The sequence below is a fragment of the Leptospira jelokensis genome, from assembly GCF_004769635.1.
Classification (GTDB): Bacteria; Spirochaetota; Leptospiria; order Leptospirales; family Leptospiraceae; genus Leptospira_A; species Leptospira_A jelokensis.
Genome location: NZ_RQGH01000006.1, coordinates 35,151 through 60,812 on the forward strand (window position 1 = coordinate 35,151; position 25,662 = coordinate 60,812).

The window sequence follows — 25,662 nt, forward strand, 5'->3', positions numbered from 1 at the left end:
CTGCTTCACGATTTAAGCTGACTCTCCCACCGGCAAAGGACAGAATCGATACAAGGTTCATCCAATCGATATTCGTGAAAGTTTGTCTCCTTTTAAGGAAGTTGGACAAAACCTTTTTTGTTTTTCCATAACATGTATTTTTCTAAAATGATTTTTCCAAAATTATACAGAAGGTTTGGAACCATAAGTTCAAATTGTCTTGGCTTAAACAAATGGTTCGTTAGGATCCATACTTCCTTTTTCCCAGCATCCATAATACAAATACCGGGAATTTTTCCAAACGGCATTGTTTTGAATTTCCCAGTTTTTTTGATATCGTTACGAATGTTTTCTGCGACAATTTTTCCCATCACATCAGAAGGAAAACCTGTTTTGGGAACACCAAAGGGAGCCGCAGATTTTTTGAATGGTGCAATGACTTCGACTGCAAGCCCTGCTGCATAAACATTTTTATAATGAATGTGTTGGTATCCATCATTTGTGACCACAAAACCTTTTTCATCTACGAGCTCTGGAGAATTTTTCATCACATTGGCTCCTAAAAACGGAGGGATCATCATGGACATTTTGTACGGTATTTCTGTTTTGTCACCTAAGGTGATTTTGTTTTTTTCAATTTTTTGAATCGTAGCATTTGTATGCCATTTGATACCATATAGTTTCATAAAGAGTTCTAACATAGATTGGCCACCTAAAATGCCACCGATTCCAAAATGACCTAAAAATGGTTCAGGTGTGATCCATATGATTTCTACTTTGTTTCGAACTCCACGTTTTCTCAGATATTTATCTAAATTGAAAAGGTATTCATACGCGGCACCCATACAACTGGCACCTTGGGTTGCAGCGACTACAACTGGTCCTGGATTTTTAACAATTTCTTCGAATGCTAAGGCTGATTTTTCTGCAAGTTCAGGTGTTACGATGCATTGGATCATATTCTCTTTTGGATTCAGATTGGGTAAGATATCAAAATTGAGAGAAGCTCCTGTTGCAATAATGAGATAATCATAACTCATTTCACCGTTTTTTTCTGTTAGCACAATGTTTTTATCTGGTATCACTTTGATCCCACGGTCTTGGATAAATTTAACACCTTTTTTATTTAACATGGGTCCTACGGGGAAAGTAATATCTTTCACTTTTCTTGTGCCAAACGGAACCCAAATGAGAGAGGGAACATATAAAAAATCTGATGTGGGTGAAATCACAGTGACTTCTACTTCATCACCTAATTTCCTTTTCGTGGAAATTGCCGCAGTGACCCCAGCAAAATTACTTCCCAAAACTAAAATAGATTTCATCACAAATCCTCCATATACAATACAGGGTATTCTATTTGACGGATACAAACAAATCATTTTATCCCATTGCGTCAAAAACTGTTTCGAATTGATTTAAACTTAGAATCATTCAATGGAAAAAGGCAGCCCGAAGGTAAAGTTTGTGACTCTGGAAAAAAGAATTGGAAAATGGTTTTCTTCCTGGGCAAGGATCGCAAAACTTCCCTTATGATGGAAAAAACTTTGAAAGCGAATTGGAAACAAACAATTGGTAGTTTATGTATTGGTATTTTGGGAATGGCTTGTTCTTGGAATGGAATCCCTTTGGAAAAGAAAAAACATATCCCCATTTCGGTTCCCTCCAGTTGTGAACCAAATTTGGAAACCAGAACCTATCGAATTTTATTTTTACTCCCAGTTTACACTCGAGACATTGGGGTGGCAACCAATTTGGACCCTAACGATGCTTTCGTTGTAGAAACAAAAGCATATGCAAAACCTTGGGACATCGTGTTCACAACACTTGGTTTTTTGTTTTCGGTTACATCATCGTCTGAAATCAGTGTGGTCTGCCCCAAACAGGTTGTCCTTGAATCATTGGGTAAACAATCTCCAATCCAAGGGAACGTGTCCAAGTTTTCCTTTTGGCAGGCAAGTGGTAGTCCATCTCCCATCCAAAACATTTCGTTTCCACCTGACGATTATAAGTTAACGGAAGAAACAAAGGAAAAATTAATCCAACTAACAAGAGATTTGCTCAAATCGGAATCTAATTTTAAAATTGTTTTGGTTGGTAAGTCTCATACTTCCGGTGATATTGCCTACCAAACAAGACTCGTAAAACGTCGGTTTGATGAAATACGCCAAATTTTGGTGCAAGAATCAATATCAGAAGATCGGATTTTCCCTTTGATGGCGGAAAGAGAGACTAAAAATTCTTCGGACAAACAAGAAGAAAATCAATCTGCAATTTCTATATTTTTAGTCAAAGAATAAACCTTTGTTTGGGGAACGAAACTTTATGGATAACAATCCAAATGTTCAATGGCAACCTATTGGTGATTGAACATGTTAAGCATCATCGTTCCCACAGACATAGATGAAAATATTTATTACAAAGAATCTCTTTTACCGTTTCAAGGGCATAATGATGTAGAAATCATTCTGATCCCTCAGAAGGAAGCATTTACGAGGGCAGAAAGGTTCAATTTAGGTTTCCATCGGTCAAAAGGAAATCTGATTTTATTCCATCACCCTCGCACAAATCTTCCCAAAGAAGCAATTGTTTATCTCATAGAAAAAAGCAAAACACAATTGGTTGAATGGGAATGGGGTGGTTTTCTCCATTCCTTTGACCAAAAACATTTTTTTTTAAATTGGATATCCTGGTATTCTAATGAAGTGAGGGTTCGTAGAAAAGGCATTGTTTATTTTGATCATTGCATTTTCTTCCAAAGGCATCTTTGGAAAGAAGATTTAAGTCCAAGTTATTTGTTTGAAGACACAGAGTTAAGCCAAAATTTTTTGAAACAAAGTAAACCTGTTTTGTTACCCTTCCAAGCAGTGACCTCCGCACATCGTTTTATTAAAAATGGAATCTACAAACAAACTCTACTCAACTTCATTCTTAAAATTGGTAACCAGTTACAACTACCTTCCTCTTTCCTTTTCTCCTTGTACCAAAAGTAGAGGTTTCGTATTGAAATCAAACTTAAAGTTTTTGCAAAACTCTCAGCTAGTTTTTTACTCTATCTGACATTCATATGGCAATGGGTCTCATTTTGAATTTCTGAACAACGATTCCCATTCAAAATAATGGATTGCTATTTGCATTCACTTCCTTAGGATTCGGCAGATTATGAAATGGAGACGGGAGAGGACTATGTTTAAAAAATTACTCTTATTATTGATTGTTGCAGGAAGTTTGGTCATTTTTGATCTTTCTGCAAATGAATGCGAAGAAAATGATTTAGAATGCCAAATGCAAGGAAAAGTGGAAACCGCTGAAAATGAGCCAGCCCTTAATCCAGACAAAGTTGACGATAAAACTCATAAGGTGTGCACGAAAAAACCAGATAGTGTGAAGTGTTTAAAGAATCCAGATTGTTATTGGGATTCCACTGTCAAGGGAGGAAAGTGTAAGGGAAAAGGGCATCCATAACATTGGATTGGCAATCATAACAAGGAATCAAATTCGGCCATAATTGTATGGGTACGAATTTGATTCGGTTTTAAGACTGTTTGATGAATTTGAGAATGGCTTGGTCTCTTTCTTTGATTGGCTCAAATAGAATTCCATAATGGTTTGTTTCGATTTCCATTCCCTTTGCCTGGGGGATGCGTTCTAACATCGACAGATAGGCGTTCGCAGGTAAGAGATCATCGTTGGGATATAAATTCATTTTTGTCCCTCTTAAGATGAAAGTCGGTATTTGGATGGATTCAAAATCCAATTGTTTATTCCTTTTTATTTTCTGGATCATATCTATGGGTCGAAAGAGAAACTGAAGGAATGCCTTATTAAGATGGATTGACCCACCCATTTCCTTTAATTCTTCTTCCATTACAAATTTTGGCATATGGCAAACATAACCACCATTAGCTTTATGTAGTTCCTTGGTGAAATAGTTTTGAATCTCTTTTGACCAATTTGGGATGAGTGGTGAGTTTTTTACCAATTGTAAGTAAGACTCCGGATTGGGAAAAACAACATCCAAACGATCGAATGATTGTTTTAGAACTTTTAAAATTTGAATTCTCTTTTTTAAAGATAAAAGCCCACCTCCATCTAAAAGGACCATCGATTTGATTTGGTTTGGGTACTTGATGGCATACCGAAGGGCAATCATACACCCAAAAGAATGACCAAGTAAGATTGGATTTTTTAGATGATAAAAAGAAATGATTTCATTTAGGTCATTGGTATGATTCTCAAATCCATATCCAGTAAGTGGTTTGTCAGAATGGCCACGCCCTCGCAAATCATAGGTGATGACCTTGTGTCCTTGTTTGTTTAAGATCTTGATGATTCCCTCCATCGAATGTAAGTTACCTGACAAACCATGCAGACAGATGATGGGAGTTTTTTTACCAGGCCAAATACCCACATTGAGTTTGATCCCGCCGATTTGGATTCGCTCTTCTTGGAATTTTGAATTTGATGGTTTGGAAGATTTTTTTGATTTGATCATAAAGAATCAGGAGGAAAAAAAATTTGAAATAACGTTTCCTTTAAAATAAAACACCTTGTTATTATTGCAATCTATTCTTCAAGAGTCCAATTGGATTCAATGATTCAACCCTAATGATTTGTAATCAAAATGTAACAAGAAATCAATTATTCGCATTTAAGAAATTATCACCAATTAAAAACATGAAATTCTCTACCTAAATGATTCAGGTTTACACAAAATTGGAATGGAATTGAAACTATGTTACGTGGAATGAAGCGTCTCAATCGATATGAAAATAGGATCTTGAGGATTGCGAAACTCGGTGGCAAATTGGTTCGTTTGAAACAATTTGGATTCTCAAGTAAAACTGAGGAAGGGTTTCGATTTCCAATTTATGTTTTGGAAATTGGAAAACCCAAAGCCATTAAAAAAAATGTAGCCGCTTTAATTGCCGGAGTGCATGGATTGGAGACAATCGGAATCCGAGTGCTTTTGGATTTTTTAGATGATTTATTATCCCACAAAACATCTGTTTTATACAAAGAAATCAAAAATGGTGAGCTAGGTGTTGTATGCATTCCTATTTTGAATCCGGGTGGTGTTGCCATGAAGAGGCGTTCCAATCCTCGTGGGGTTGATTTGATGCGGAACTCTGGAGTAGAAGCAGTGAAGGCTCCATTTTTCTTTGGTGGACATAAATATTCCAATTTTTTTCCTTACTTCCGTGGTAATGTATTACAATCCGAATCGAGAGTATTAGATCGTTTTTTTTACGAGTATCTATTGAATGCTGAAAATGAGATGATTCCTGTCGTAGACATACATTCTGGATTTGGCACAATTGACCATGTTTGGTGGCCTTATGCGAGCACACATGATCCTTGTGCTGACGAACCTTTATTCCAAAAAATGGCAAATCATTTTACCAACACATTAAATCATTATTTGTATCGATTCGGTCCTCAAAGTGAAACGTATACAACCCATGGTGATCTTTGGGATCGGCTTTATGATTTGTTTCTTGCAAAAAGGAAATTTAATCCAAACACTAGAAACTCAAGGTTTTTGCCACTTACTTTGGAAATGGGAACTTGGTCTGATATCAAAATCGACCCTTGGAAAATATTCCGCAAACGTGGTATTTTTAACCCAGCGCGCGAATCCAAACAAAAATCGATCATCAGCCATCGAAAATTCTTATCCGATGTTATGCGACTGGCAAAACAAAAAGCAGACGATCTAGTCTAAAAATCAATTTTTTTAGATTTTTTTTGTAAATATTCTCTTTACCTTTCCCCATTCTCTGTTACTCTTTTTTTCCTGGGAAAAAATATTTCCAAAGGCAATCGTTATGTACCAATTGAGCGAAGTACTAAATCTTATCTTTGATAGTATTGGCCTATTGATTCTCGTTCGATTGTTTTGGCTCGGACTAATCCCAAATTATAAATTTTTATTACTCGGCTTTCTTTGTATTTGGTTTAGCAATATTTTTACAGTTGTCGAAGGTTATTGTTTTCCTGACCTATTTAATTTATTAGAACATTCCTTTTATTTTTTCTCTTCTGTATTCTTTTTGATTAGTGTGAAAAAAGAAATATTGGTTTCAGCCCATTGATATGAATGCAATCGTTTTTTTAAATGTAACATCGTTTATCATTTATCTCTTAGCAATATTCCAGATCATATTTGTGTTGATCAAAAAACCTGTATTTCGCGGAGAAGGAACTATGGTTTTAGTTCTTGCACTTATTCCGTGTTATGTGAATATCTCTAATATTTTTGAACATGGTTTTTCCATTGACTATTTTGATGACTACGAAGGTTTTTTTAAAGATTTGTATGCGATGTTCCTTCTGATCTACTTTTATGTACATACCATTAAAAAAGAACAAAACACAATCATCCAACACGAATCTCAAATCAAATCGGATCTTAAGTTAAAAACCAAATTACTAACTGAAATTCACCATCGTGTGAACAATAACTTACAAATTATCTCTGGTCTCATGGCATTACAAATTGAATCAGAAAAAGATGAAAAACTCACAACATCACTCAATTTAATCCAAAATCGTATCAATGCAATCGCATCAGTCCATAAAATCATATATGGTTCACCCAATCTTCTTTTTGTGAATCTGAATCAAATTTTTAGTTCAATCTTATTAAATATAAAATTAACTTACCTCAAAGAAAATCAAAATATTGAATTACGTGAGTTGATAGAAGAAGGATTAGAAATGGACTTGGATAGGGCAATACCAATTGGACTTATCCTAAATGAGTTGGTTTCAAATGCATTTCGACATGCATTCAAAAAAGAAGATAAAGGAATTATTGAAGTGAGCTTAGGAAAATTGAGCGACGAATATGTATTGGTAATCAAAGACAATGGCCTTGGTTCGGAAGTTGAGCTGAGTGAATCTAAAGGAATTGGAATCATGCTTGTTAAAAATTTAGTAAAGCAGATTAAAGGAAAAATTATTTTTGATAATACGATAGGAATGAATGTTGAGATTCGATTTCCTTTGGTGAATGACTCTCCAATTGAAATTTAATTATAAGTATAGAATTTCATCCAAATTTTTCACAGAATAATTGGCTTCATCTTGGTAAGGAAAATTTCCACTGGGGTCAATATAAATGGTTTGAACTCCTGCATTTTTACCAGCGAGCATATCATACAAATAATCCCCTACCATAATCGTAGCATCAAGTTTTGCATTCCATTCTCGCATCAAATGAAGGATACCATCTGGCATTGGTTTGGGTAAGGCTTTATTTCGACAGATAATATGTTCTTTTTCGAAAAAGGAATCAATCCTTGCGGCCTTTAGCGTTTCAATTGCATTGTCGAAACTATTCCTAGTTAGGATACCAATTTGGTGGCCCATTACCTTTAATTGTGTTAGGAGATTTGTTGAACCCTGCATAGCAATAGCCAATTTTGCGATTTTATATTCGATTTCATCCAATTGGATTTGTTTTTGTAATTTTATTTCCTCTGGTAATTTGGAAAGGGAAGTGAGTATATCAAGTTCCAATGAAATTCCTAATTCTTGTTTGATTGCCAAAAAATCATGTTGGGCTACCGTGAGTGTCCCATCCATATCAAAAATCCAATATTTTTTTTCAGTCAGTAATTTCATTTTTTGAAAAACTCCAAATCTTTTTCAGTATTAATATTTTGAAAATACCGTTCTTCAACTTTTGGTAATAGAATGAAATCAGGTTTTGGTTCTAAATTTGTAATCTTTTTTTGAAGTGAAAGTTCAGAATCGATTTGTGTTTCAAAATCCTTTAACCACTTATCCAGAGTTTGGTGGTGGTAAATTCCGCAAAGAGGTTCAAGGCCAGTACTCGATTGGTAAAAGAAACCTGAAGCATTTGGTTTTTTTTCATAGAGGTTGATCAATCGATTTATTGTTTTCAATTTTATATATGGTATATCAACGGGTAAAACAAAGAGTGCATTATAGTGATGTTTTGAATTCTTTAATAATACATGAGCGGAGAATAAACCTAAAAGTGGACCGAAAACAGGGATGTTTTGGTCTGTGATGATTTTATCTTCGGGGAAAAATGAAATGTAATCTTTCGTTTGTTCGGAACGGAGGGAAAGGTAGACCTCCTTTTTGAAAAATTTTATTTTTTGAATGAGTTTTGTTATGAAATTTGAATTTTTTCCAATGGGAAGGAAGGCTTTCTCTTTTCCCATTCGGACACTTTGTCCACCTGCCAATAGTAAAAAGATAAGATCATTTTTCGTGTGTTTCATGAACACAACCTTTTGACCATTCAGAACTTCCATCAATATACGTTTCTTTTTTCCATATTGGAACTTCGTGTTTCACGCGATCAATGATATAACGATTTGCTTGGTATGCTTCATCTCTGTGGACAGAACCTGTGGATACAATCACCGCAATTTCTCCAACAACCAATTTTCCTAATCTGTGGATACAGTCTGCATATTCTAAAACCCATTTTTCTTTTGCATCCAAGATAATATCTTGGATCATTTTATTGGCCAACTCAGAATAAGCTTCATATTCTAAATGAGTTACGGATTTCCCTTCATTGGTATCCCGTACGATCCCAGTAAACATGACAAATCCACCCATCTTCGGTAATGTTGGTAAAATTTCTTGGATTTCTATTTTGTTTTCGGTAATATGTTTCACTTAGCTTCTGTTATCCTCCGCTTGAAGGTGGTAAAATTGCTAGACTAGAATTTTTTGGAATGATCTCTGATTCTTTTGCTATCCTTTGGTTGATGGAAACTCTTGAAACCTTTATGATTTTTTCAGCGTTTGGTATTTCTTTTGCCAAAATTTCCTTTAGTGCCGCGACAGTAGTATTTGAATCGATTTGTTTGATTTCTCGACTTGGGAAATAATCTTTTAAGGCTGCAAAATATAAAATTTCAACTTCCATTTAACCTCCAATATACTTCATCGATAATTCAGAACCAGTGAATTCTTTCTTTTTTGTTAACATTGCTTTTTCTAATGTGTTTTGAATTTCATCAAATGTATCAGGAATCTCAAAAGAAGTTTCGTCACTCAAACATCCATAAATCCTTCCCCTGCTATCCATACGCAATCTGTTACAACCAGAGCAAAATGGCTCTGTATGATTGGCGATCATACCAAAAATATATCCTTCGTTTGTGATATAATACTGAGCCGTTGAATCAGGTGGAGTTGGATAATTTTGGAAACGGTACTTCGTAAGAATTTGGTTTCGAATTTCTTCAGCGGAATAAAAATAGGAAGGGTGCTCTTCGTGTAGTGGACCCATTTTCATAAATTCTAAAAAGCGAATGGGGATTCCTTCTTCGCCGCACCATGAGAGTAATTTCAATACTTCTTGGTCATTCAATCCACGTAATACCGTGGTATTTATTTTGACTTTGAGGCCTAGTTGTTTTGCTGATTTGATTTGGTTTAACACATGTGAAACAGGAATTTTTCGATCACTCAATCGCTCGAAAACCGATTGTGACATGCTATCCAATGAAAAGTTAATTCTTGTTAGTCCAGTCGAAACCATTTCTTTTAATAATTCTGATTGGAAATGACCATTCGAAGTGAGAGCAATTTCTTGGATGTTGTGTTTTTTTACGATTTGGATCAACTCGATTAAATTTTTATGGAGAGTTGGTTCCCCACCGGTTAAATGCACTTCCTTAATTTTTATATGGGCTTTTAGTAGGTGTAAATTTTTATCTAATTGGTTTGGGCCGAGAGAATGTGTATGAGCATGCCGAGAGGATGGATTTTCTTTTTCTTTTGGTGCACAATAGACACATGCAAAATTGCAATGGGATAGGATACTAATTCGTAAAACTTCAAATTTTCGAGTATCCGGTAACATCGTTATAAACGAATTTATACAGTAATTCTAAGTTGGAAACTAAAATTGATTTTTTTCAATTGGATCTATTGGAAAAATAGGCAAGATGATCCTTTTTTTGAATCGATTTTCATACAATAGAAATCATGAATATAGATAAAACGAAATTCTTTCAAAGGCAAAGTTTGGTTCCAGAAATTGGTGAATTGGGTCAAACGAAATGGGCCAAATCGTCCGTATTGATCATTGGCCTTGGCGGACTTGGTTGTCCTTCTTCATTACAATTGGCTCTTTCTGGAATTGGAAGGATTGGACTTCTGGATTTTGATGTTGTCGATGTTTCAAATTTACACCGTCAAACTTTGTTTACATGGAAACATATCGGTCGTAAAAAAAATGAAGTTGCAGCTGAAGTAATAAAGGAACACGTTCCATGGGTGCAAATTGAGATCTATTCAGATTTCCTGCATTCTGAATCAAATCCAAGTATATTTCAAAGTTGGGATCTTGTCTTAGATTGCACTGACACCATCGCTTCAAAGTATGCCATTAATGATTTTTGTCTAAAACTTGGAATTCCATTCGTAACCGCATCAGTTTTTCGAACAAGTGCTCAGTTTGCATTATTTTCTGGGAAAGGAAAGCCTTGTTATCGATGTTTGTTTCCTGACCTAAGTGAAGGTGATACGCTAAGTTGTAATGAAGGTGGGGTTTTAGGATTACAAGTTTCAATTGCAGGAAATTACCAAGCATCACTTGCCTTACAATACCTTTTAAATCCACAACAGTTTGAATCAAGTTCTGTGTATTTCATTGAATGGAATCCGATTTCCTTTTTTGAATCAAAAGTAGAACCCGATTCAAATTGTGTATGTAATCATCCTAATTCTAACATAATGACACCGGTCATAAAAAAAATGGAAATCGATTATGAAGGATTCATTTCACTCAAAAAAAATGGATCTGTTGTGTTACTCGATGTCAGAGAAAAGGAAGAGGTGAAACAGTTTCCCATAAAAGATGGATTCCATTTTCCACTATCAGAATTGAAAAAAGGAAATCTCCCTGATATAGATGGTAACCAAACAATCGTTTGTATTTGTGAATCAGGGATCAGATCAAAACATGCAATTTCTTATTTTTCACATCACTCGCATTGTTATTCCTTCTTAGGTGGAAGAAAATTATATATACAGGCGAAACAAAAAATGGAACCAAACTAATTTTTGATTTTCATAATTTTCACTTGGACACCACTAAAAGCGGCATTTCCAGAAAATTCATCTAAATTTTGATCATCCGTTAAGTCATTAATGCTCACTCCTGAAAATTGACTTGCTACCTTTTGGTTTGTTCCCGTTCTGTTATGTCCAAATCCATGGGGAATGCTGACCACTCCTTTCATCAATTCCTCTGTGATTTCAATTGGTATTGTTAGTTGGCCTACTTTGGATGCCACTATGACTTCTTCTTCATTTTTGATTCCGAGTTGGTTGGCATCATCGGGGTGGATCATCATCGTACATCTAGGTTTTCCAGACATGAGTTTCGGAAGATTGTGCATCCATGAATTATTATTTCGTAAATGCCTCCTTCCAATTAAAAGGAATGGGTATAACGATTGATTGGCGACAAGGTGCTTTTGGAATTTTTCCTTAAGTCTCGGTAAGTCTTTTTCTAAATGGTTTGGAAATAATTGAATTTTTTTATCATCAGTATAGAGTCTCTCTGGGAAAGATCGTTTCAGTGGACCTAAATCCACGCCATGTGGACTATTTTTTAATAATTCTAGACTCATTTGCAAATCAGGATTTTGTTTGGCACCATAGGGTCCTGACTTTAGAGCATGGTCGATGATATTTGCTGGTGTTAACTTCGTTCGGATCAATTCCTCGGGTAAATCTTTACCAGATCGTTTCAGTTCAATCCGTTTGGTTAAATCGGTAAATATTTCCCAATCATGTAACATACCTTCTTTAGGAGGGAAAAGTGGTTCGTTGTATCTAGCTGTGTTTCTTATGGCAAAAACATTAAAAATCAAATCATAATGATCATGCTCTAAAGCAGAAGTTGGAGGTAATATGTAATGAGCATGCTTTGTTGTTTCATTCAGATAAAAGTCAAAGCTAATCATTAAATCAAGTGAAGACAAGGCATTTTCCAGCCTTTTTCCGTTAGGTGTTGATAAAACAGGGTTCCCAGCGGATGTCACCAAACATCGAATTTGTCCTTCACCTTCTGTTAGAATCTCCTCGGCCAGGGCTGAAACTGGTAATTCATCATTGAATTCAGGTAATTTTCTCACCCTTGATTGGTAAGTATTAAAACTTCCTGGAGAGGATCGAATGACAGATCCTTCACCAACTAAATCCACAGCTGGCAAAGTGAACATGGCACCACCTTCTTTGTCTAAATTTCCGGTAATGGTGTTAATTGTATTGATGAGCCATTGGCAGAGTGCACCAAATTCTTGAGTGGATACTCCAACTCTTCCATAACAAACTGCAGATGGTGCAGTTGCAAATTCTAACGCGATTCTTTGGATGGTTTCTTTTGGGATTCCCGTAATTTTAGAAACAGTCTCTGGATCAAATTCGTTTACCAAACTTTGGATCGAAATTAAATCTGCTTCTTTGACCAATGGATTTGGTTTTGTGAGTTTTTCTTTAAAAATGACATGAACAATTGATAATAAGAAAAATACGTCAGTTCCTGGTTTGATGAAAATATGTTCATTCGCATGTTCTGCCGTTTCCGTTTTCCTTGGGTCAACGACAATGTATTTCCCACCTCTATCTTGGATGGATTTTAGCCTTTTTTTCACATCGGGAACACTCATCAAACTTCCGTTAGATGCAAAAGGATTCCCACCTAAAATTAAAAAAAACTGAGTCCGATCAATATCGGGGATTGGAATCAATAATTGATGGCCAAACATTAAATAGGAAAGTAGTTGGTGAGGGAGTTGGTCAACGGAGGTTGCAGAAAAATTGTTTTTGGTTTTGATTCGACTTACAAACCGTTGGCCAAACAACATCGAACCATAATTATGAACAGTTGGATTCCCGTTATAGATCCCAACAGAATCGTTCCCATATTTCGATTGGATGTTAACGATTTTAGTCGCGATTTCAGAAAGAACAGAAACCCAAGATACTTCTTCCCATCCCGATTCTGTTCTTTTTAAAGGAAACTTGATACGATCAGGATCTTCGTATAAACTTTTTAATTCTGGACCTTTTGGGCAGATATGCCCTCTACTAAAACTGTCTTTCGGGTCTCCCTTAAAACCTTGGATAGAACCATTTTTAACTTCGATTTGGAGTCCACACATGGCCTCACATAAATTACAAGATCGGTAATGAGTGAATTCCATTTGTTTCTCCCAAGAGGGAAATTTTAAAATGGGATTTTTTGAGAGACAAGTGTAAAATTGCCTCTCAAAAGAAATTTGTATTTTTGTTTTAGATCAAGTAGCAGTTAACAAGTCTGCCTTTTTCTCACCTGTTGGCACGATTTGACTCATCTCGTCTCCCACTTCTTTTTCTTCTTCCATTGAAAAACGAACGAGTAATGCAAAAAATGCAGAGACTGTAACCAGAATACCTATGATGAGTAAGGCGTTTTGGTAGGTCAATTCACCTCGGAATAAAAATCCTGCCGAAACTGCGCCAACATTTCCGCCGGCTCCCACAATCCCGGATACTGCACCAATCGCTTTTTTGTTAACGAAAGGAACTACGGAAAAGGTTGCTCCTTCAGACATTTGGACAAATAAACTGAATACGATCATAGATGATATGGCAAGTATGAGTGAAGTCATTTGCGAAAACAAGATCAAACAAATTCCTTCGCCAGCGAGGGCAGCCGATAACCAAATCACTCGACCGCGTAACCCCCATTTAATGCCAAATTTATCTCCGAAAACACCACCTAGTGTTCTTGCAAACAAATTCATCAGTCCAAAAAGTCCGGCAATGAGTCCTGCAGTAGGAGGTTCAAGTTTGAATTGGTCAACATAATATAACGCAGCTATATTGTTAATGGTTAACTCAATTCCGAAACAAGCTCCATAAGCTAGGAATAATAACCAAACTCTAGAATCTTTTATCACCAAAAGAAAGTTAGAAAGAGAATTTTTTTTACCACCTTGAAAGGTTGGATATGTATCTTTGATGTCTTTAAAATTTCCTCCTGGCGTATCTTGTGTTCCGAAATAGTAGATGATCCCCATAAGGAATAGAGCAACACCAGGGACAACCATGGCAAGTCTCCAAGAAACTCCCGTTGTAAAACCAAATGCGACAAAAAAACCAAAAATCAGAGGCATCACCATTTGTGTTACACCCCCACCTAGGTTTCCCCAACCGGCAGTCGTTGCATTGGCTGTTCCAATTATATTTGGTGCAAACATAACAGATGTATGGTACTGAGTGATGACAAATGAAGCCCCAATTGCCCCAATCGCCAATCGTAATAATAAAAAGGTAAGGTAACTGTCAGCCAAACCGATGCACATAACCGGAATTGATCCAAAGATTAATAAAAATGTATAAGCAATTCTAGGTCCAATTTTGTCACACAACCATCCGATCAAAAGTCGCATAAATATTGTTATCGCAACTGATGCGATGATGATGTTTCCAATTTGTGCTTTCGTGAGTGATAACTCTTCTCTTACATAAACCATTAGTGGGGCAATGCCAAACCATCCAAAAAAACACAAAAAGAAGGCGATCCAAGTGAGATGGAAAGTTCTCATTTGGGGAGTTTTGAAACTGAATAAATCGATTTTAGTTGCTTTCGCATGAGGTGTAATCGTCACGGGAATGATTCTCCTTATGGAGAATTTATTTGCAAAAATTGTACCAAATGATCGAACTCATAAACTCCAAAAAAGGCTAAAAATAAAGGGGTTTTATATAATTTTGGAGGATTTTAGATAGGAGGATATCCCTAGAATTAGAATTGTATAAAATTCGAATTATCTGTGTACGGAACGTACAATCTGTCTAAAGTCAATCTACCATGGTAAAAATTGGATACTAGATTCGGATAAGATTTCCTTTGATTCACTTGGGAATAGAGCGAGGCCATCTGAAAAAATACCTGCTTTGATATCACCACTTCCATTAAAGGCAATCGCTTCCAATCGAGTTTTTTCATTGGTTGTAAATCGAACAGGGAAAAACTCTGTGAGTGAATGTTTTTTCTTTTTGGTTTGGGAAATTGGAAATTTGAGATAAACTTCTTTTTTTTGGGAAAAACAACTCCTTAAAAATGGATCGATAAAAATTCGTAGGCAAGTTTGAACACTAAAGGGATTCCCAGGTAAGCCGAAAACTATGGTTTTCTTTTTTTTACCAAACCATATTGGTTTTCCTGGTTTAATCGCTGTTTTGTGAAAAATGGTCTCAACTCCCAATTCTTTTAAAATAGAGGGAACTAAATCCATTTCTCCCATGGAAACGCCACCAGATAGGATCAGGATATCGCAATCTAATGATTGTTCGATTGTATTTTTTATTATACTTACGTCGTCTGGAACTCTTGAAATTTCAATCGGAGTGATTTTCCATTTTTTTAGAAAGGTAGAGATGGTAACAGAATTTGAATCTCGAATTTGGTGAGGTAGGGGAGTGACACCAAAAGGGACAACTTCATTTCCAGTTGAAATGATTTTTACCTTCGGGAGTGAAAATACTGTGACATCCATTGTTCCTAAACTTGCTAATAAGGAAACTTCTGATAGATTGAGATATGTTCCAACAGAGAGCATGGGATCAGATTTAATGGCATCTTCTCCTTGTTTGGCGATGTTTTGCCAAAGGGAAACATTTTCGATTGGGAACTTAACCATTTTTTGATTTTGATGTTCCGAAAGAATTGTATCTTCTATTTTGATCACAACATCAAATCCTTCCGGAACAGGGGCACCCGTCATGATTCGAATGACAGTTTCCTCTGGTAGTTTTTTTAAAGTGGACCCTGCGTGTAGTTCTCTTTCATAAACAAATTGTTTGTTTGCTTCAAAATCTTTAAGTGCGATTGCAAATCCATCCATTGCGGAACGATTGAAAGGAGGGTAATCACGATCAGCTAACACTGATTCAGCCAAAATACGTCCGTATGCCTCAAGTAATGGAACCGATTCCGTACCAAAAGACTTGGCTTCTTGGTCAATGAATTGAATTGCCTCTTCGTAAGGAATCAATGTCCTTCCCCTCGCATCATTTTTTTGGAATGAAAGATTGCAGGTAAAATGGATGTCATACTTTCTTTTGCCCCATTACTGCTCCCAGGGACGGAAACAATGATGGATTTTCCAATACTTCCCGCTATGGATCTGGATAACATTGCAAATGGTGTTCTGTCTTGGCCAAAGGAACGCATCACTTCTGCGATTCCAGGAATTTCCTTTTCTAACATTGGTTTAATGGTATCGGTTGTGTTATCTCTTGGACCAAGCCCTGTCCCACCGGTAGTTACGATTAAATCTATGTTTTCATTTGTCCAATTGGTGATTGTTTCTTTGATAACATCGGGTTCATCCGGTATAATTTTAATTTCTAAAACTTCAACACCTTCTTCTTTTAAAAGTTCAGAGATGATTTTGCCAGAGTTATCTTCCTTTTTTCCGGCAAAACAAGAATCGGAACAAACTAAAATTTTTGACGTTGAACCAAACGCGAATTTGGCGATTTGTTTGTCTGTTTTCCCACCTTTTTTTTCTAGAAGCCTAACCGAAGATATTTCTATGGATTTATCAATTGGTTTTAATAAATCATAGATCACAAGAGCCGCAACAGTTACTCCTGTTAAGGCTTCCATTTCGATTCCAGTTTTGCCGATTGATTTTGCTTGCGTAAGGATGCGAACTGCATTTTTTTCTTCTAAAATTTCAAATTGAATGGAAAACGAATCGATATTAACAGGGTGGCAATGCGGGATGAGGTCGGATGTTTTTTTAGCACCTAATAGTGCAGAGGCTTTAGCGACTCCAAACAAATCTCCTTTGGGGAGGGTATTGGCTTTGATTCTATCGATGGTTTCTTTTTGACAATAAACAAATCCTTCTGCTTCTGCAAAACGAAGGGTTGTTCTTTTTCCAGTAATATCATTCATTCCTATCCCTTATACAGGAGATAGAATGGAAGCACAGCCATTTTTCAAAAATTTCATCTCTTCATAAAAACGGACAATTTCGCCAATGACTAAGATTGCCGGAGATTTCACTTCATTTTTTGTGACTATGGATTCAATGGTTTCCAAATTACCAGTGAAAACTCGTTCTGAGTCTAAGGTTGCATTTTGTATGACGGCGATTCTAGTCGAAGGAAGATTTCCCGATCGAATGAGTTCAGAGGCAATCAGAGTCAGTGAATTCAGTCCCATATAGATGATGATTGTTTTTCCGATACAATTTAAATTTTGAAAGGCATCGGTATTCACTCCGTCTTTTTTATGCCCTGATAAAAATAATATTTCTCTAGCATAATCTCTATGTGTCAGTGGGAATCCCAATGATGATGCTACACCAGATGCAGTTGTGATCCCTGCTATGATTTCACAAGAAATTCCTGCTTGTAAAATGGATGCATACTCTTCGCCAACCCTTCCAAAGATAGAAGGATCTCCTCCTTTTAATCTTACAATGGTTTTGTGTTCTACACTTGCTTGGATTAGTTTATCATTGATTTCATTTTGCAAACAACTATGAATTCCCAAACGTTTTCCTACATATACCATTTGGATTCGTTTGCGACAAACTCCAAGAATCCTAGGAGATACCAAGTCATCATAAAATACAATGTCAGCTTTTCTTAAGATTTTTAATGCTTTGATTGTGAGAAGTTCAGGGTCACCAGGACCTGCACCAACCAAATAAATTTTACCTCTGTTTATTTGATTAGAAATACCGCTCATGATGGTAAACCAGTAGATTGTAAAAGAGAAGGGTCTATTTCGAGATAAACAGACCCATTTTCTACGATGACTTGATAAAGATTCACTTTATATTTTTCATCACTCAAACATTCACCTGATTGTAATGAAAAATTTCGTTTGTGAAGTGGGCATACAACTTTTGGTTCACCGTTTGCGTCGCCTAATAAACCTCTCGATAAAACCATATCACCTGTGTGAGGGCATGCATTATCACATGCATACCATTCATTTTTTGATTCAAAATAAAAAATGGCAATTTGTTTCGTTCCAATTTTTGCACTAACTCCACCTTCTTTTTCAAAATCTGCGATTGGACCTATGAATACTTTTTCTTTTGTATTTTGATTCGTTTGCATAAAAATATCCTTTTTTTAAGTTTTCACCAAATCTTTTTGTAACCAATCGATAGGTCGGATTTGACCACGTTCTTCTGTAAACTGAATGTTTGGATCTGTTTCGTTGCTATTGACAAAGTGTTTGAACTTTTTTTGTTTTTCGGTGTCTTCAACAACATCTTTCCATTCGCAATGGTATGTGTTCACCAAATGTTTCATTTCTTCGTCTAACTGTGAGTTTATGCCTAATCTGTCATTTATCACAACATCTTTGAGGTATTCGATTCCACCTTCCAGTTGTTCCAACCATGTTGAGGTTCTCATTAATTTGTCAGCAGTGCGGATGTAAAACATCATGTAGCGATCTATGTATTTGATACAGGTGTCTTCATCCAAATCTTCAGCAAATAGGATGGCATGTTTTGGGTTCACACCTCCATTCCCACCGATGTATAAATTCCATCCTTTTTCTGTTGCGATGATTCCAAAATCTTTACCTCGAGCCTCCGCACATTCTCGGATACATCCAGATACCCCACATTTTAATTTATGAGGAGCGCGGATACCTTTGTATCGTTCTTCCAATCTGATGGCAAAAGAAGTACTGTCCTGAACTCCAAATCTACACCAGGTGGAACCAACACAACTTTTTACAGTTCGCATTGATTTGCCATAGGCATGTCCACTTTCAAATCCATTGTCTACTAAATCTTTCCAAATCGCTGGAAGTTCGTTTAGTTTTGCACCTAACAAATCGATTCGTTGTCCACCTGTAATTTTGCAGTACAAATTGTACTTTTTAGCGATTGCACCGATCACAATCAGTTTGTCGGGTGTAATTTCTCCGCCAGGAATTCTTGGAACTACGGAATAGGTTCCTCCTCTCTGGATATTGGCTAAGTATTTATCATTGGTATCTTGGATTTCTCTGTGTTTTAATATAGGTTCATTCCAGATACTTGCAAGGATTGACGCTACCGCAGGTTTGCAGATTTCACAACCATGGCCTTTTCCTACTTCTTTTAAAACATCAGGAAATGTTTTTAATGATTTTACTTTAATGACTTGGAAAAGTTCCTTTCTTGAAAACTTAAAATGTTCGCAGAGGTGTTCTGTGACCACTTTTCCCTGCACCTTAAGTTCTGCTTTTAAGATAGAATTGACTTGGGGTAAACAACCACCACAACCACTACCCGCTTTTGAACAATTTTTTAAACTAGTGATGTCAAAACATTCCTTCTCACGAATTGCACTTAAGATATCTCCCTTGGAAACATTATTACAGGAACAAATTTTTGCTTCATCTGGCAAAGTATCAGCACCAAATAAATTTTCCGAAGATACAGAACCTACAATCAATGTCTCTGGTTCGTCTGGTAATTCCATTTTGTTCAGATAAAAGGATAAAAGATTACCATATGCTTTTGCATCTCCCACAAGGATTCCACCAAGTAAATACTTTCCATCCGGTGAAATGACGAGTTTTTTATAAACTCCGCTTCTAGGATTTTTGAATACAATAGGGATGTGTTCGTTTTGTCCTAAGGCATCTCCAAATGATGCGACTTCTACACCAATTAATTTGAGTTTTGTGGAGAGATCAGATCCTACATAAACTTTTGGTTTACTACCGGGGCTACAAAGATTAAAGGCAAGTGTCTCTGCCATTTCATATCCAGGTGCTACGAGACCATAAATAAAATTTCTATGTAATGCAACTTCGCCGATAGCATAAATTCCATAAACATTGGTTCCCATACCATCATCTACAATGATACCACCACGTTCGCCAACGCTAATGCCTGCCTCTTTCGCCAATTCATCCCTAGGACGAATTCCTGCCGAGACAACTAACATATCAAAATCTAAGGTCCCTCCATCTTTGAAGGCAAATCCTTCAATTTTTTTGTCTCCTAGAACAGTTTCGGTTTGTTTATTTAAATGGATTTCAACACCAATTTCCTCAATTTTGGCTTTTAAAATCGAGGCTCCACCTTCATCAAGTTGGCGCGGCATTAGCCTTGGTGCAAATTCAATCACATGTGTTTCTTTTCCTAAGTCTACAAGAGCTTTTGCCGCTTCGAGACCCAGTAAACCGCCACCTAACACAGCCGCTTTTTTGATTTTTTTGCTATATTCTAATGTTTCTTCTAAGTCTTCAATGGTTCGATAAACAAATACACCTTCTTTGTTTAAACCTTCAAGTGGTGGAATAAAAGGGGAAGAGCCTGTTGCAAATATTAACTCGTCGAATTCTAATTCTGTTCCTAAACTTGTTACTAATTTTCTTTTTACTGTATCAAGTGAGATGGCAGGTTCAGATAACAATAATTTAATGCCATTGGTTCTATACCAATCTGGGCTGCATAGATAGAGTTCTTCTGCAGAGCGATTGGCAAAATATTCAGAGAGGTGAACTCGGTCATATGCTCGTCTGGGTTCTTCTCCAAGGACCGTGATCTCAAATTTGTCAGTCCCACCAAATTCTACCAACTTTTCGCAGAACCTGTGGCCAACCATTCCATTCCCTATGACAACTAACTTCCGCTTGATCATTTCTTTACCTAACCCAAGGCACAAATTAAAGGAGCTACAAAAGCCCCTTTCCATACTTTTTATGCACGAATTGTACCAAAGAAAGGCATCTAGATCAATAAAAGGTCTAAATTAGCAAAGATCCGTAACGATCGTGTACAAAATGTCGGTTTTTTGGAATGAATCAGCTGTTGGACAGCAGTTTGACTCAGAACATTCCATTCTTTTGAATGGCCTTTTCTATTTACGGGAAAAGATTTTTCGTGATCAAATTGGGGAAATGGAGGCATATCGCCTAGGTCGTGTACATTTTGCATCCTAATCATTAGAATGTTAGAAAAGAAGAATGCCAAATTTGGTTCTAATATTGATTTTTTATATTAGAATAAGCATTTTTGTGAAATATTCAGCATTTGGCATAAAAATTGCTAATTTTCCAATGTGCGAAGCAAAGAATCATATCCTTCAACTTGTTCCTATTGTGGTGTTGGCTGCGGTGTCACGATTCAAAAATTAGGAAATCATGAAATTCTTGTGGAAGGGGATAAAAACCATCCTGCCAATTTAGGGTTGTTGTGTTCGAAAGGAAGGAATTTGCATTATACCGTGATGGACAGAAGTGATCGGATCTTCTATCCATTACACCGTACAACACGGAGTTCTGAATTAAAACGAATTTCTTGGAACCAGGCACTCGATTCGATCAGTGAAAAGTTTAAAAACCTAATTGCTATGTATGGTCCAGATTCTGTTGGATTTTATGTATCAGGACAGTTATTAACAGAAGAGTATTATATTATTAATAAGTTAATTAAAGGTTTTATCGGAAGTAATAATATCGATACCAATTCTAGGCTTTGTATGAGTTCCGCGGTTGTTGGATACAAAATGGCATTAGGTGAAGACAGTGTTCCTGTATCATATGAAGATATTGAACTTGCAGATTGTTTTCTCATTGCAGGTGCCAATCCTGCTTGGTGCCATCCAATTTTATTCCGAAGGATTGAAGCACATAAGAAAAATTTTCCCAATACGAAACTCATTGTGGTTGATCCCAGAAAAACCGACACATGTGAAGAAGCTGACCTTCACCTTCAAATCCATCCTGGAACCGATATTTATCTTTTTCATGCCATTGCAAAAATTTTGATCGATCATGATTGGATTGATCATTCCTTTCTTACATCTCATACGGAAGGATTCGATGAGTTAAAATCATTCCTTTTAGGTTTTGATTTGTTTGAAGCGGCAAACATTTGTGGTATACCTTTGGAAGACATTGCTCTTGCAGCAAAATACATCCACGAAGCAAAAGGCTTTTTGTCCCTTTGGGCAATGGGTTTGAACCAAAGTGTGATTGGTGTGAACAAAAATCTAGCACTACTCAATTTATCACTCATCACTGGAAAAATTGGGAAACCTGGCTCTGGTCCATTTTCCCTTACCGGCCAACCGAATGCCATGGGAGGAAGGGAAGTGGGGGGTCTTTGTAATTTGTTACCCGCACACCGAGATTTGAATGATGTAAACCATCGTCATGAAGTAGAGAAGTTTTGGGGAGTGAGTGAAGGTAAAATCAAGGACAAACCAGGTTATACAGCCGTCGAGATGTTTGAGAATCTAAAAAGCGGTAAAATGAAAGCCGTATGGATTGTGTGTACGAATCCAACTACGAGTTTACCTGACGCAAGGACAGTGGAACAAGGATTACGTGAAGCGGAACTTGTTGTTGTCCAAGACATTTCCATGAGTAATGCATCGATCCCGTATGCGGATTATGTTTTACCTGCCGCAGGCTGGGCTGAAAAACAAGGAACGATGACAAACTCAGATCGAAGAGTAACGTATCTTTCCAAAATCATCGATCCACCTGGAGAAGCAATTTCAGACACCCTCATCATCCAAAAATTTGCGGAGAAAATGGGTTTCGGTTCTTCTTTTGCATACCGATCGGAAGAAGAAGTATTTTTGGAACATGCTGCCTTAACAAAAGGGACAAAAATTGACATTAGTGGATTAGATTATTCGATTTTACGGGAAAAAAGATCGGTCCAATGGCCATTTCCTGAAAATAGCAGAGAAGGAACTCCCAGGTTATTCACCGATCATCAATTTTACAGACCGAATGGTAAGGCAAAAATTTTTGATGTCAAACCAGATGATCTTTCTGAAAAAACTTCAGAAACGTATCCATTCATACTCACAACTGGGCGAATCCGAGACCAATGGCATACCATGACACGGACTGGTAAAGTTCGTAAACTCATGGAACATAAAAGTGAACCTTATTTGGAAATCCATCCAAAAGATGCTACATCGATTGGAATTGAAGATGACACACTGGTGGAAGTTTTCAATGACCGAGGACTCGTGCGTGTAAAGGCAAAGGTAACCGATACCATCAAACAAGGGTCTGTTTTTTTACCAATGCATTGGGGGAAAAAAAATCAGAACGATGAATTTCGAGCGAACAATTTAACAAACAAAGAATTTGATCCATTTTCGAAACAACCAGGTTTTAAGATATCTGCTGTACAAATTCGTAATTATCAAAAGGAAAAAGAAAAAATTTTAATCATTGGTGGTGGAAATAGTACATCTGCCTTCATCAAACATTACAAAGAACTTTGCCCAGATGATGAAATTACGGTTTTATGTAAGGAAGAAAATCCATTGTACAATCGCATCTTACTTCCTGATTTTATCAGCGGTGAGAAGTTGTTTACTGAATTGACAAGTGTGAGTGCAGAGGAAGTAAAATCTTGGGACATACAACTGCATACATCAACTTCGGTCACTAGTATTTTGCCAGAAGCGAAAATTGTAAAGGATTCACTTGGGAACTCATATTCCTACAACAAACTAATCATTGCAACTGGAAGTTCTCCTCAAATTCCAAAATCCATATCTCCAAACATGGTTGGAGTCTTTAGTCTACGAGCTAAAACGGATGCTGATAAAATCAAAGGTTTTTTTGTTCCAGATTCTCATGCATTAATCGTTGGCGGTGGGTTATTAGGTTTGGAACTCGCATCCGCTCTGAAATCTTTAGGTGTTAAGGTAACTGTTTTAGTTCGCACCAATCGATTGATGTCAAAACAACTTGATTCAATTGCTTGTGAAATTTTACGAGAAGAGATCGAAAGTCGTGGAATTGATATATCATTCAATTCAGAAATTTCAAAAGTGCATGGTTATGATCGAGTTACTTTTGTGGAATTGAAAGACGGAAAAAAAATATATCCTGACGGTATCGTTTATGCGATGGGCACAAGTCCAAATTTGTCCTTGGCAAAAGAGATGGGAATAGAAATTGCTGAAGGTATCAAGGTAAATGAATTTTTGCAGACATCCGATCCTGATATTTATGCAATTGGAGAAGTCGCCGAACATACATCAGGTGTATATGGAACAGTCCTTGCCGCCGAAGAACAAGCGAAAGTCGCTGCAAATCATATTTATGGATATCGATTTCAAACATATAAGGGATCCTTACATTCAAATTTATTAAAAATCCCTGGATTGGAGTTAGTATCCTTACGATTACCTGGAATCCAATTTGAAGATTTATCGGATGAATATGAAGAAATTGTCTTCATGGACCGTAAAAGGCGTAAATATAAAAAATGCATTGTAAAAGGTGATAAATTGGTGGGAGCTATCCTTGTAGGGGACAAATCTGAATTTGTAGAATACAAAAATCTCATCGCTTCCGGATTAGAGTTAGGTGATAAAAGACACCAACTGTTGTCGAGTATATCCACCGCCAAACCTCCCAAAGGTGTTTTGGTGTGTTCCTGTAACGGAGTGGGCCAAGGAAATATCGAAGACGTTATCCAATCAGGTGCTAAAAATTTAGCCGAAGTGATGGAAAAAACGGGAGCCGGAACTGGATGTGGGAGTTGCCGGCCTGAGGTGAGTCAGATCATTAAGAGATGTCTCGCCATCGTGTGAACCCATACAATTCAAATTACGTCTTAAATTTTTAGCGATCGGCACTCCTAGTTTTTCCAATCGGAAACCTTTTCCTAATTTACTTGAAAATGAGACCTAATATCATTTAATGGGAGAAAAGGAAACTAAGGACAAAGAATTGAAAGCAAAACATTGGTACAAACTCCATCTGGTTTTGGGACTTTTTGGATCTATCTTTTTACTGATCCTTGGGATCAGCGGCTCTCTACTTGTATATGGAAAAGAAATTCAATCCCTTTTGACACCAATGGAAATCACAGGTGGTGATAGGCGACTTGGATTTGATGAACTCTATCACCAATTCCAAAAACAAGTCCCAGATGGTAGCATTGCGGGATGGTTAGTTTCCGATCTCAAAAACCAACCAGACCAAGTTTGGTATCATGATAAAAAAAATCCAAGTCAGGAATTCGTTTATCTTTTGGATCCATACCAAGGTCATTTGATAGGATCATTAAAGGACGATCGTAGCGATAGTTTGTATGGGTTTTTGTTAGTATTACATTACAGTTTATTTATGGGAGGAGTTGGTTATTTTATTACAGGTTGTTTTGCTATTATATATCTATTATTAGTTTTTACTGGGATCAAACTTTATAAACGATTTTGGAAAAGTTTATTTCGTTTGCGATTCAAAGAAAGTTTTCAAATTCTTTTTTCCGACTTACATAAATTTGTTGGCATTAATGCAGTTTGGTTTCACCTCATTTTATCAATAACTGGTGGTTGGTGGAGTATACGTGATACTTTGATTCGTAATCATCCTGAGGAAAACATTGTTCATGGTTTATGGTCGGAAACAAAATCTATAGAATCTTTATTAGAAAAATCTGAAAGTCAAATCCCTGGATTTCAATTAGGTTACATTTCTTTTCCACATCATTCAAAAGAGGAAACCATTGGGTTTTATGGGAATCGATTCCAATCTTCTGGATGGGAAAGTCGATATGGATCCTATGTTTTATTCAGTAGCAATTCAGAGAAAAAGCGTTATTGCAAGGCTGTGTTGCAGCACCTTCAAATTGTTCAAAACTATATGGAACTTACGTAAAT

Annotated in this window: 22 protein-coding genes and 1 pseudogene; 9 read left to right on the forward strand and 14 right to left on the reverse strand. The window is 36.6% G+C overall.

The window, feature by feature from the left end; translation table 11 throughout:
* Positions 1-92 precede the first annotated feature (92 nt).
* Positions 93-1,304 (reverse strand): NAD(P)/FAD-dependent oxidoreductase, encoded by a 1,212-nt coding sequence (locus tag EHQ62_RS01015; RefSeq protein ID WP_135640412.1) that lies wholly within the window; start codon positions 1,302-1,304, stop codon positions 93-95.
* A gap of 222 nt (positions 1,305-1,526) precedes the next feature.
* Between EHQ62_RS01015 and EHQ62_RS01020 the strand changes: the two genes are divergently transcribed.
* The 3 genes from EHQ62_RS01020 to EHQ62_RS01030 all read left to right on the forward strand — a co-directional run bounded on the left by EHQ62_RS01020 (position 1,527) and on the right by EHQ62_RS01030 (position 3,444).
* Positions 1,527-2,279 (forward strand): OmpA family protein, encoded by a 753-nt coding sequence (locus EHQ62_RS01020; protein ID WP_244241576.1) that lies wholly within the window; start codon positions 1,527-1,529, stop codon positions 2,277-2,279.
* A gap of 72 nt (positions 2,280-2,351) precedes the next feature.
* Entirely contained in the window at positions 2,352-2,972 is a 621-nt protein-coding gene (locus EHQ62_RS01025; protein WP_135640414.1) for a glycosyltransferase family protein, read from the forward strand.
* Positions 2,973-3,165: 193 nt separating this feature from the next.
* Positions 3,166-3,444, forward strand: coding sequence for a hypothetical protein (locus EHQ62_RS01030; protein ID WP_135640415.1), 279 nt, complete (start codon positions 3,166-3,168; stop codon positions 3,442-3,444).
* Between the two features lie 70 nt (positions 3,445-3,514).
* Here the strand turns inward: EHQ62_RS01030 and EHQ62_RS01035 are convergent, their stop codons facing one another.
* Entirely contained in the window at positions 3,515-4,474 is a 960-nt protein-coding gene (locus tag EHQ62_RS01035; protein ID WP_135640416.1) for an alpha/beta hydrolase, read from the reverse strand.
* Positions 4,475-4,714: 240 nt separating this feature from the next.
* Between EHQ62_RS01035 and EHQ62_RS01040 the strand changes: the two genes are divergently transcribed.
* The 3 genes from EHQ62_RS01040 to EHQ62_RS01050 all read left to right on the forward strand — a co-directional run bounded on the left by EHQ62_RS01040 (position 4,715) and on the right by EHQ62_RS01050 (position 7,017).
* Positions 4,715-5,704, forward strand: a complete 990-nt coding sequence (locus EHQ62_RS01040) for a M14 family zinc carboxypeptidase (RefSeq protein ID WP_135640417.1) — start codon at positions 4,715-4,717, stop codon at positions 5,702-5,704.
* A gap of 103 nt (positions 5,705-5,807) precedes the next feature.
* Positions 5,808-6,074, forward strand: a complete 267-nt coding sequence (locus EHQ62_RS01045; protein ID WP_135640418.1) for a hypothetical protein — start codon at positions 5,808-5,810, stop codon at positions 6,072-6,074.
* Position 6,075: 1 nt separating this feature from the next.
* Positions 6,076-7,017, forward strand: a complete 942-nt coding sequence (locus EHQ62_RS01050; protein ID WP_135640419.1) for a sensor histidine kinase — start codon at positions 6,076-6,078, stop codon at positions 7,015-7,017.
* Here the strand turns inward: EHQ62_RS01050 and EHQ62_RS01055 are convergent, their stop codons facing one another.
* From EHQ62_RS01055 to EHQ62_RS01075, 5 genes are read right to left on the reverse strand one after another with little or no spacing between them, the layout of a single operon-like run.
* On the reverse strand, positions 7,018-7,608 hold the full coding sequence (locus EHQ62_RS01055; protein ID WP_135640420.1) for an HAD family hydrolase: 591 nt from the start codon (positions 7,606-7,608) through the stop codon (positions 7,018-7,020).
* On the reverse strand, positions 7,605-8,237 hold the full coding sequence (locus tag EHQ62_RS01060; protein WP_135640421.1) for a molybdenum cofactor guanylyltransferase: 633 nt from the start codon (positions 8,235-8,237) through the stop codon (positions 7,605-7,607). Before EHQ62_RS01060 ends, EHQ62_RS01055 begins: the two co-directional genes overlap by 4 nt.
* Positions 8,218-8,643 carry a molybdenum cofactor biosynthesis protein MoaE gene (locus tag EHQ62_RS01065; protein WP_135640422.1) on the reverse strand — a complete coding sequence of 142 codons (426 nt, stop codon included), beginning with the start codon at positions 8,641-8,643 and terminating at the stop codon, positions 8,218-8,220. The genes EHQ62_RS01060 and EHQ62_RS01065 overlap by 20 nt, the downstream gene beginning before the upstream one ends.
* A gap of 10 nt (positions 8,644-8,653) precedes the next feature.
* Complete coding sequence (locus EHQ62_RS01070) at positions 8,654-8,896, reverse strand: MoaD/ThiS family protein (protein WP_135640423.1); 243 nt, start codon at positions 8,894-8,896, stop codon at positions 8,654-8,656.
* The gene (locus tag EHQ62_RS01075) at positions 8,897-9,838 is read right to left on the reverse strand and encodes a GTP 3',8-cyclase MoaA (protein WP_135640424.1); all 942 of its coding nucleotides are present in this window, start codon (positions 9,836-9,838) and stop codon (positions 8,897-8,899) included.
* A gap of 125 nt (positions 9,839-9,963) precedes the next feature.
* Here EHQ62_RS01075 and EHQ62_RS01080 point away from each other — a divergent pair, with 125 nt between their 5' ends.
* Positions 9,964-11,040 (forward strand): HesA/MoeB/ThiF family protein, encoded by a 1,077-nt coding sequence (locus EHQ62_RS01080; protein WP_135640425.1) that lies wholly within the window; start codon positions 9,964-9,966, stop codon positions 11,038-11,040.
* On the opposite strand, the gene EHQ62_RS01085 is transcribed toward EHQ62_RS01080, so the two are convergent.
* The 7 genes from EHQ62_RS01085 to nirB all read right to left on the reverse strand — a co-directional run bounded on the left by EHQ62_RS01085 (position 11,037) and on the right by nirB (position 20,655).
* Positions 11,037-13,193 carry a molybdopterin-dependent oxidoreductase gene (locus EHQ62_RS01085; RefSeq protein ID WP_135640426.1) on the reverse strand — a complete coding sequence of 719 codons (2,157 nt, stop codon included), beginning with the start codon at positions 13,191-13,193 and terminating at the stop codon, positions 11,037-11,039. The genes EHQ62_RS01080 and EHQ62_RS01085 overlap by 4 nt on opposite strands.
* A gap of 93 nt (positions 13,194-13,286) precedes the next feature.
* Positions 13,287-14,642, reverse strand: coding sequence for a NarK family nitrate/nitrite MFS transporter (locus EHQ62_RS01090; RefSeq protein ID WP_208720594.1), 1,356 nt, complete (start codon positions 14,640-14,642; stop codon positions 13,287-13,289).
* 198 nt (positions 14,643-14,840) lie between these two features.
* A complete protein-coding gene (locus EHQ62_RS01095; RefSeq protein WP_135640427.1) occupies positions 14,841-16,031 on the reverse strand; it encodes a molybdopterin molybdotransferase MoeA in 1,191 nt (396 codons plus the stop codon).
* A complete protein-coding gene (moaCB, locus tag EHQ62_RS01100) occupies positions 16,028-16,942 on the reverse strand; it encodes a bifunctional molybdenum cofactor biosynthesis protein MoaC/MoaB (RefSeq protein WP_135640428.1) in 915 nt (304 codons plus the stop codon). The genes EHQ62_RS01095 and moaCB overlap by 4 nt, the downstream gene beginning before the upstream one ends.
* Positions 16,943-16,951: 9 nt before the next feature.
* Positions 16,952-17,743 (reverse strand): uroporphyrinogen-III C-methyltransferase, encoded by a 792-nt coding sequence (gene cobA / locus EHQ62_RS01105; RefSeq protein WP_135640429.1) that lies wholly within the window; start codon positions 17,741-17,743, stop codon positions 16,952-16,954.
* Positions 17,740-18,120 (reverse strand): nitrite reductase small subunit NirD, encoded by a 381-nt coding sequence (nirD, locus tag EHQ62_RS01110; protein WP_135640430.1) that lies wholly within the window; start codon positions 18,118-18,120, stop codon positions 17,740-17,742. The genes cobA and nirD overlap by 4 nt, the downstream gene beginning before the upstream one ends.
* A gap of 15 nt (positions 18,121-18,135) precedes the next feature.
* Positions 18,136-20,655 carry a nitrite reductase large subunit NirB gene (gene nirB, locus EHQ62_RS01115; RefSeq protein WP_135640431.1) on the reverse strand — a complete coding sequence of 840 codons (2,520 nt, stop codon included), beginning with the start codon at positions 20,653-20,655 and terminating at the stop codon, positions 18,136-18,138.
* A 420-nt stretch (positions 20,656-21,075) separates the two neighbouring features.
* On the opposite strand from nirB, the gene EHQ62_RS01120 reads away from it, so the two are divergent.
* Positions 21,076-24,588 (forward strand): nitrate reductase, encoded by a 3,513-nt coding sequence (locus tag EHQ62_RS01120; RefSeq protein WP_135640432.1) that lies wholly within the window; start codon positions 21,076-21,078, stop codon positions 24,586-24,588.
* A gap of 109 nt (positions 24,589-24,697) precedes the next feature.
* Positions 24,698-25,357: pseudogene (locus EHQ62_RS01125) on the forward strand (PepSY-associated TM helix domain-containing protein); the annotation flags it as partial.
* Between the last annotated feature and the right edge of the window lie 305 nt (positions 25,358-25,662).

What these genes read in the sequence shown, in the direction of transcription:
- EHQ62_RS01025 (WP_135640414.1), top strand. Translation starts at nt 2,352, where the DNA reads ATGTTAAGCATCATCGTTCCCACAGACATAGATGAAAATATTTATTAC.
- EHQ62_RS01080 (WP_135640425.1), top strand. Translation starts at nt 9,964, where the DNA reads ATGAATATAGATAAAACGAAATTCTTTCAAAGGCAAAGTTTGGTTCCA.
- EHQ62_RS01060 (WP_135640421.1), bottom strand. Translation starts at nt 8,237, where the DNA reads ATGAAACACACGAAAAATGATCTTATCTTTTTACTATTGGCAGGTGGA.
- EHQ62_RS01075 (WP_135640424.1), bottom strand. Translation starts at nt 9,838, where the DNA reads ATGTTACCGGATACTCGAAAATTTGAAGTTTTACGAATTAGTATCCTA.
- cobA (WP_135640429.1), bottom strand. Translation starts at nt 17,743, where the DNA reads ATGAGCGGTATTTCTAATCAAATAAACAGAGGTAAAATTTATTTGGTT.
- EHQ62_RS01070 (WP_135640423.1), bottom strand. Translation starts at nt 8,896, where the DNA reads ATGGAAGTTGAAATTTTATATTTTGCAGCCTTAAAAGATTATTTCCCA.
- EHQ62_RS01045 (WP_135640418.1), top strand. Translation starts at nt 5,808, where the DNA reads ATGTACCAATTGAGCGAAGTACTAAATCTTATCTTTGATAGTATTGGC.
- moaCB (WP_135640428.1), bottom strand. Translation starts at nt 16,942, where the DNA reads ATGAATGATATTACTGGAAAAAGAACAACCCTTCGTTTTGCAGAAGCA.
- EHQ62_RS01085 (WP_135640426.1), bottom strand. Translation starts at nt 13,193, where the DNA reads ATGGAATTCACTCATTACCGATCTTGTAATTTATGTGAGGCCATGTGT.
- EHQ62_RS01015 (WP_135640412.1), bottom strand. Translation starts at nt 1,304, where the DNA reads ATGAAATCTATTTTAGTTTTGGGAAGTAATTTTGCTGGGGTCACTGCG.
- EHQ62_RS01030 (WP_135640415.1), top strand. Translation starts at nt 3,166, where the DNA reads ATGTTTAAAAAATTACTCTTATTATTGATTGTTGCAGGAAGTTTGGTC.
- EHQ62_RS01040 (WP_135640417.1), top strand. Translation starts at nt 4,715, where the DNA reads ATGTTACGTGGAATGAAGCGTCTCAATCGATATGAAAATAGGATCTTG.
- EHQ62_RS01050 (WP_135640419.1), top strand. Translation starts at nt 6,076, where the DNA reads ATGAATGCAATCGTTTTTTTAAATGTAACATCGTTTATCATTTATCTC.
- EHQ62_RS01055 (WP_135640420.1), bottom strand. Translation starts at nt 7,608, where the DNA reads ATGAAATTACTGACTGAAAAAAAATATTGGATTTTTGATATGGATGGG.
- EHQ62_RS01035 (WP_135640416.1), bottom strand. Translation starts at nt 4,474, where the DNA reads ATGATCAAATCAAAAAAATCTTCCAAACCATCAAATTCAAAATTCCAA.
- nirB (WP_135640431.1), bottom strand. Translation starts at nt 20,655, where the DNA reads ATGATCAAGCGGAAGTTAGTTGTCATAGGGAATGGAATGGTTGGCCAC.
- nirD (WP_135640430.1), bottom strand. Translation starts at nt 18,120, where the DNA reads ATGCAAACGAATCAAAATACAAAAGAAAAAGTATTCATAGGTCCAATC.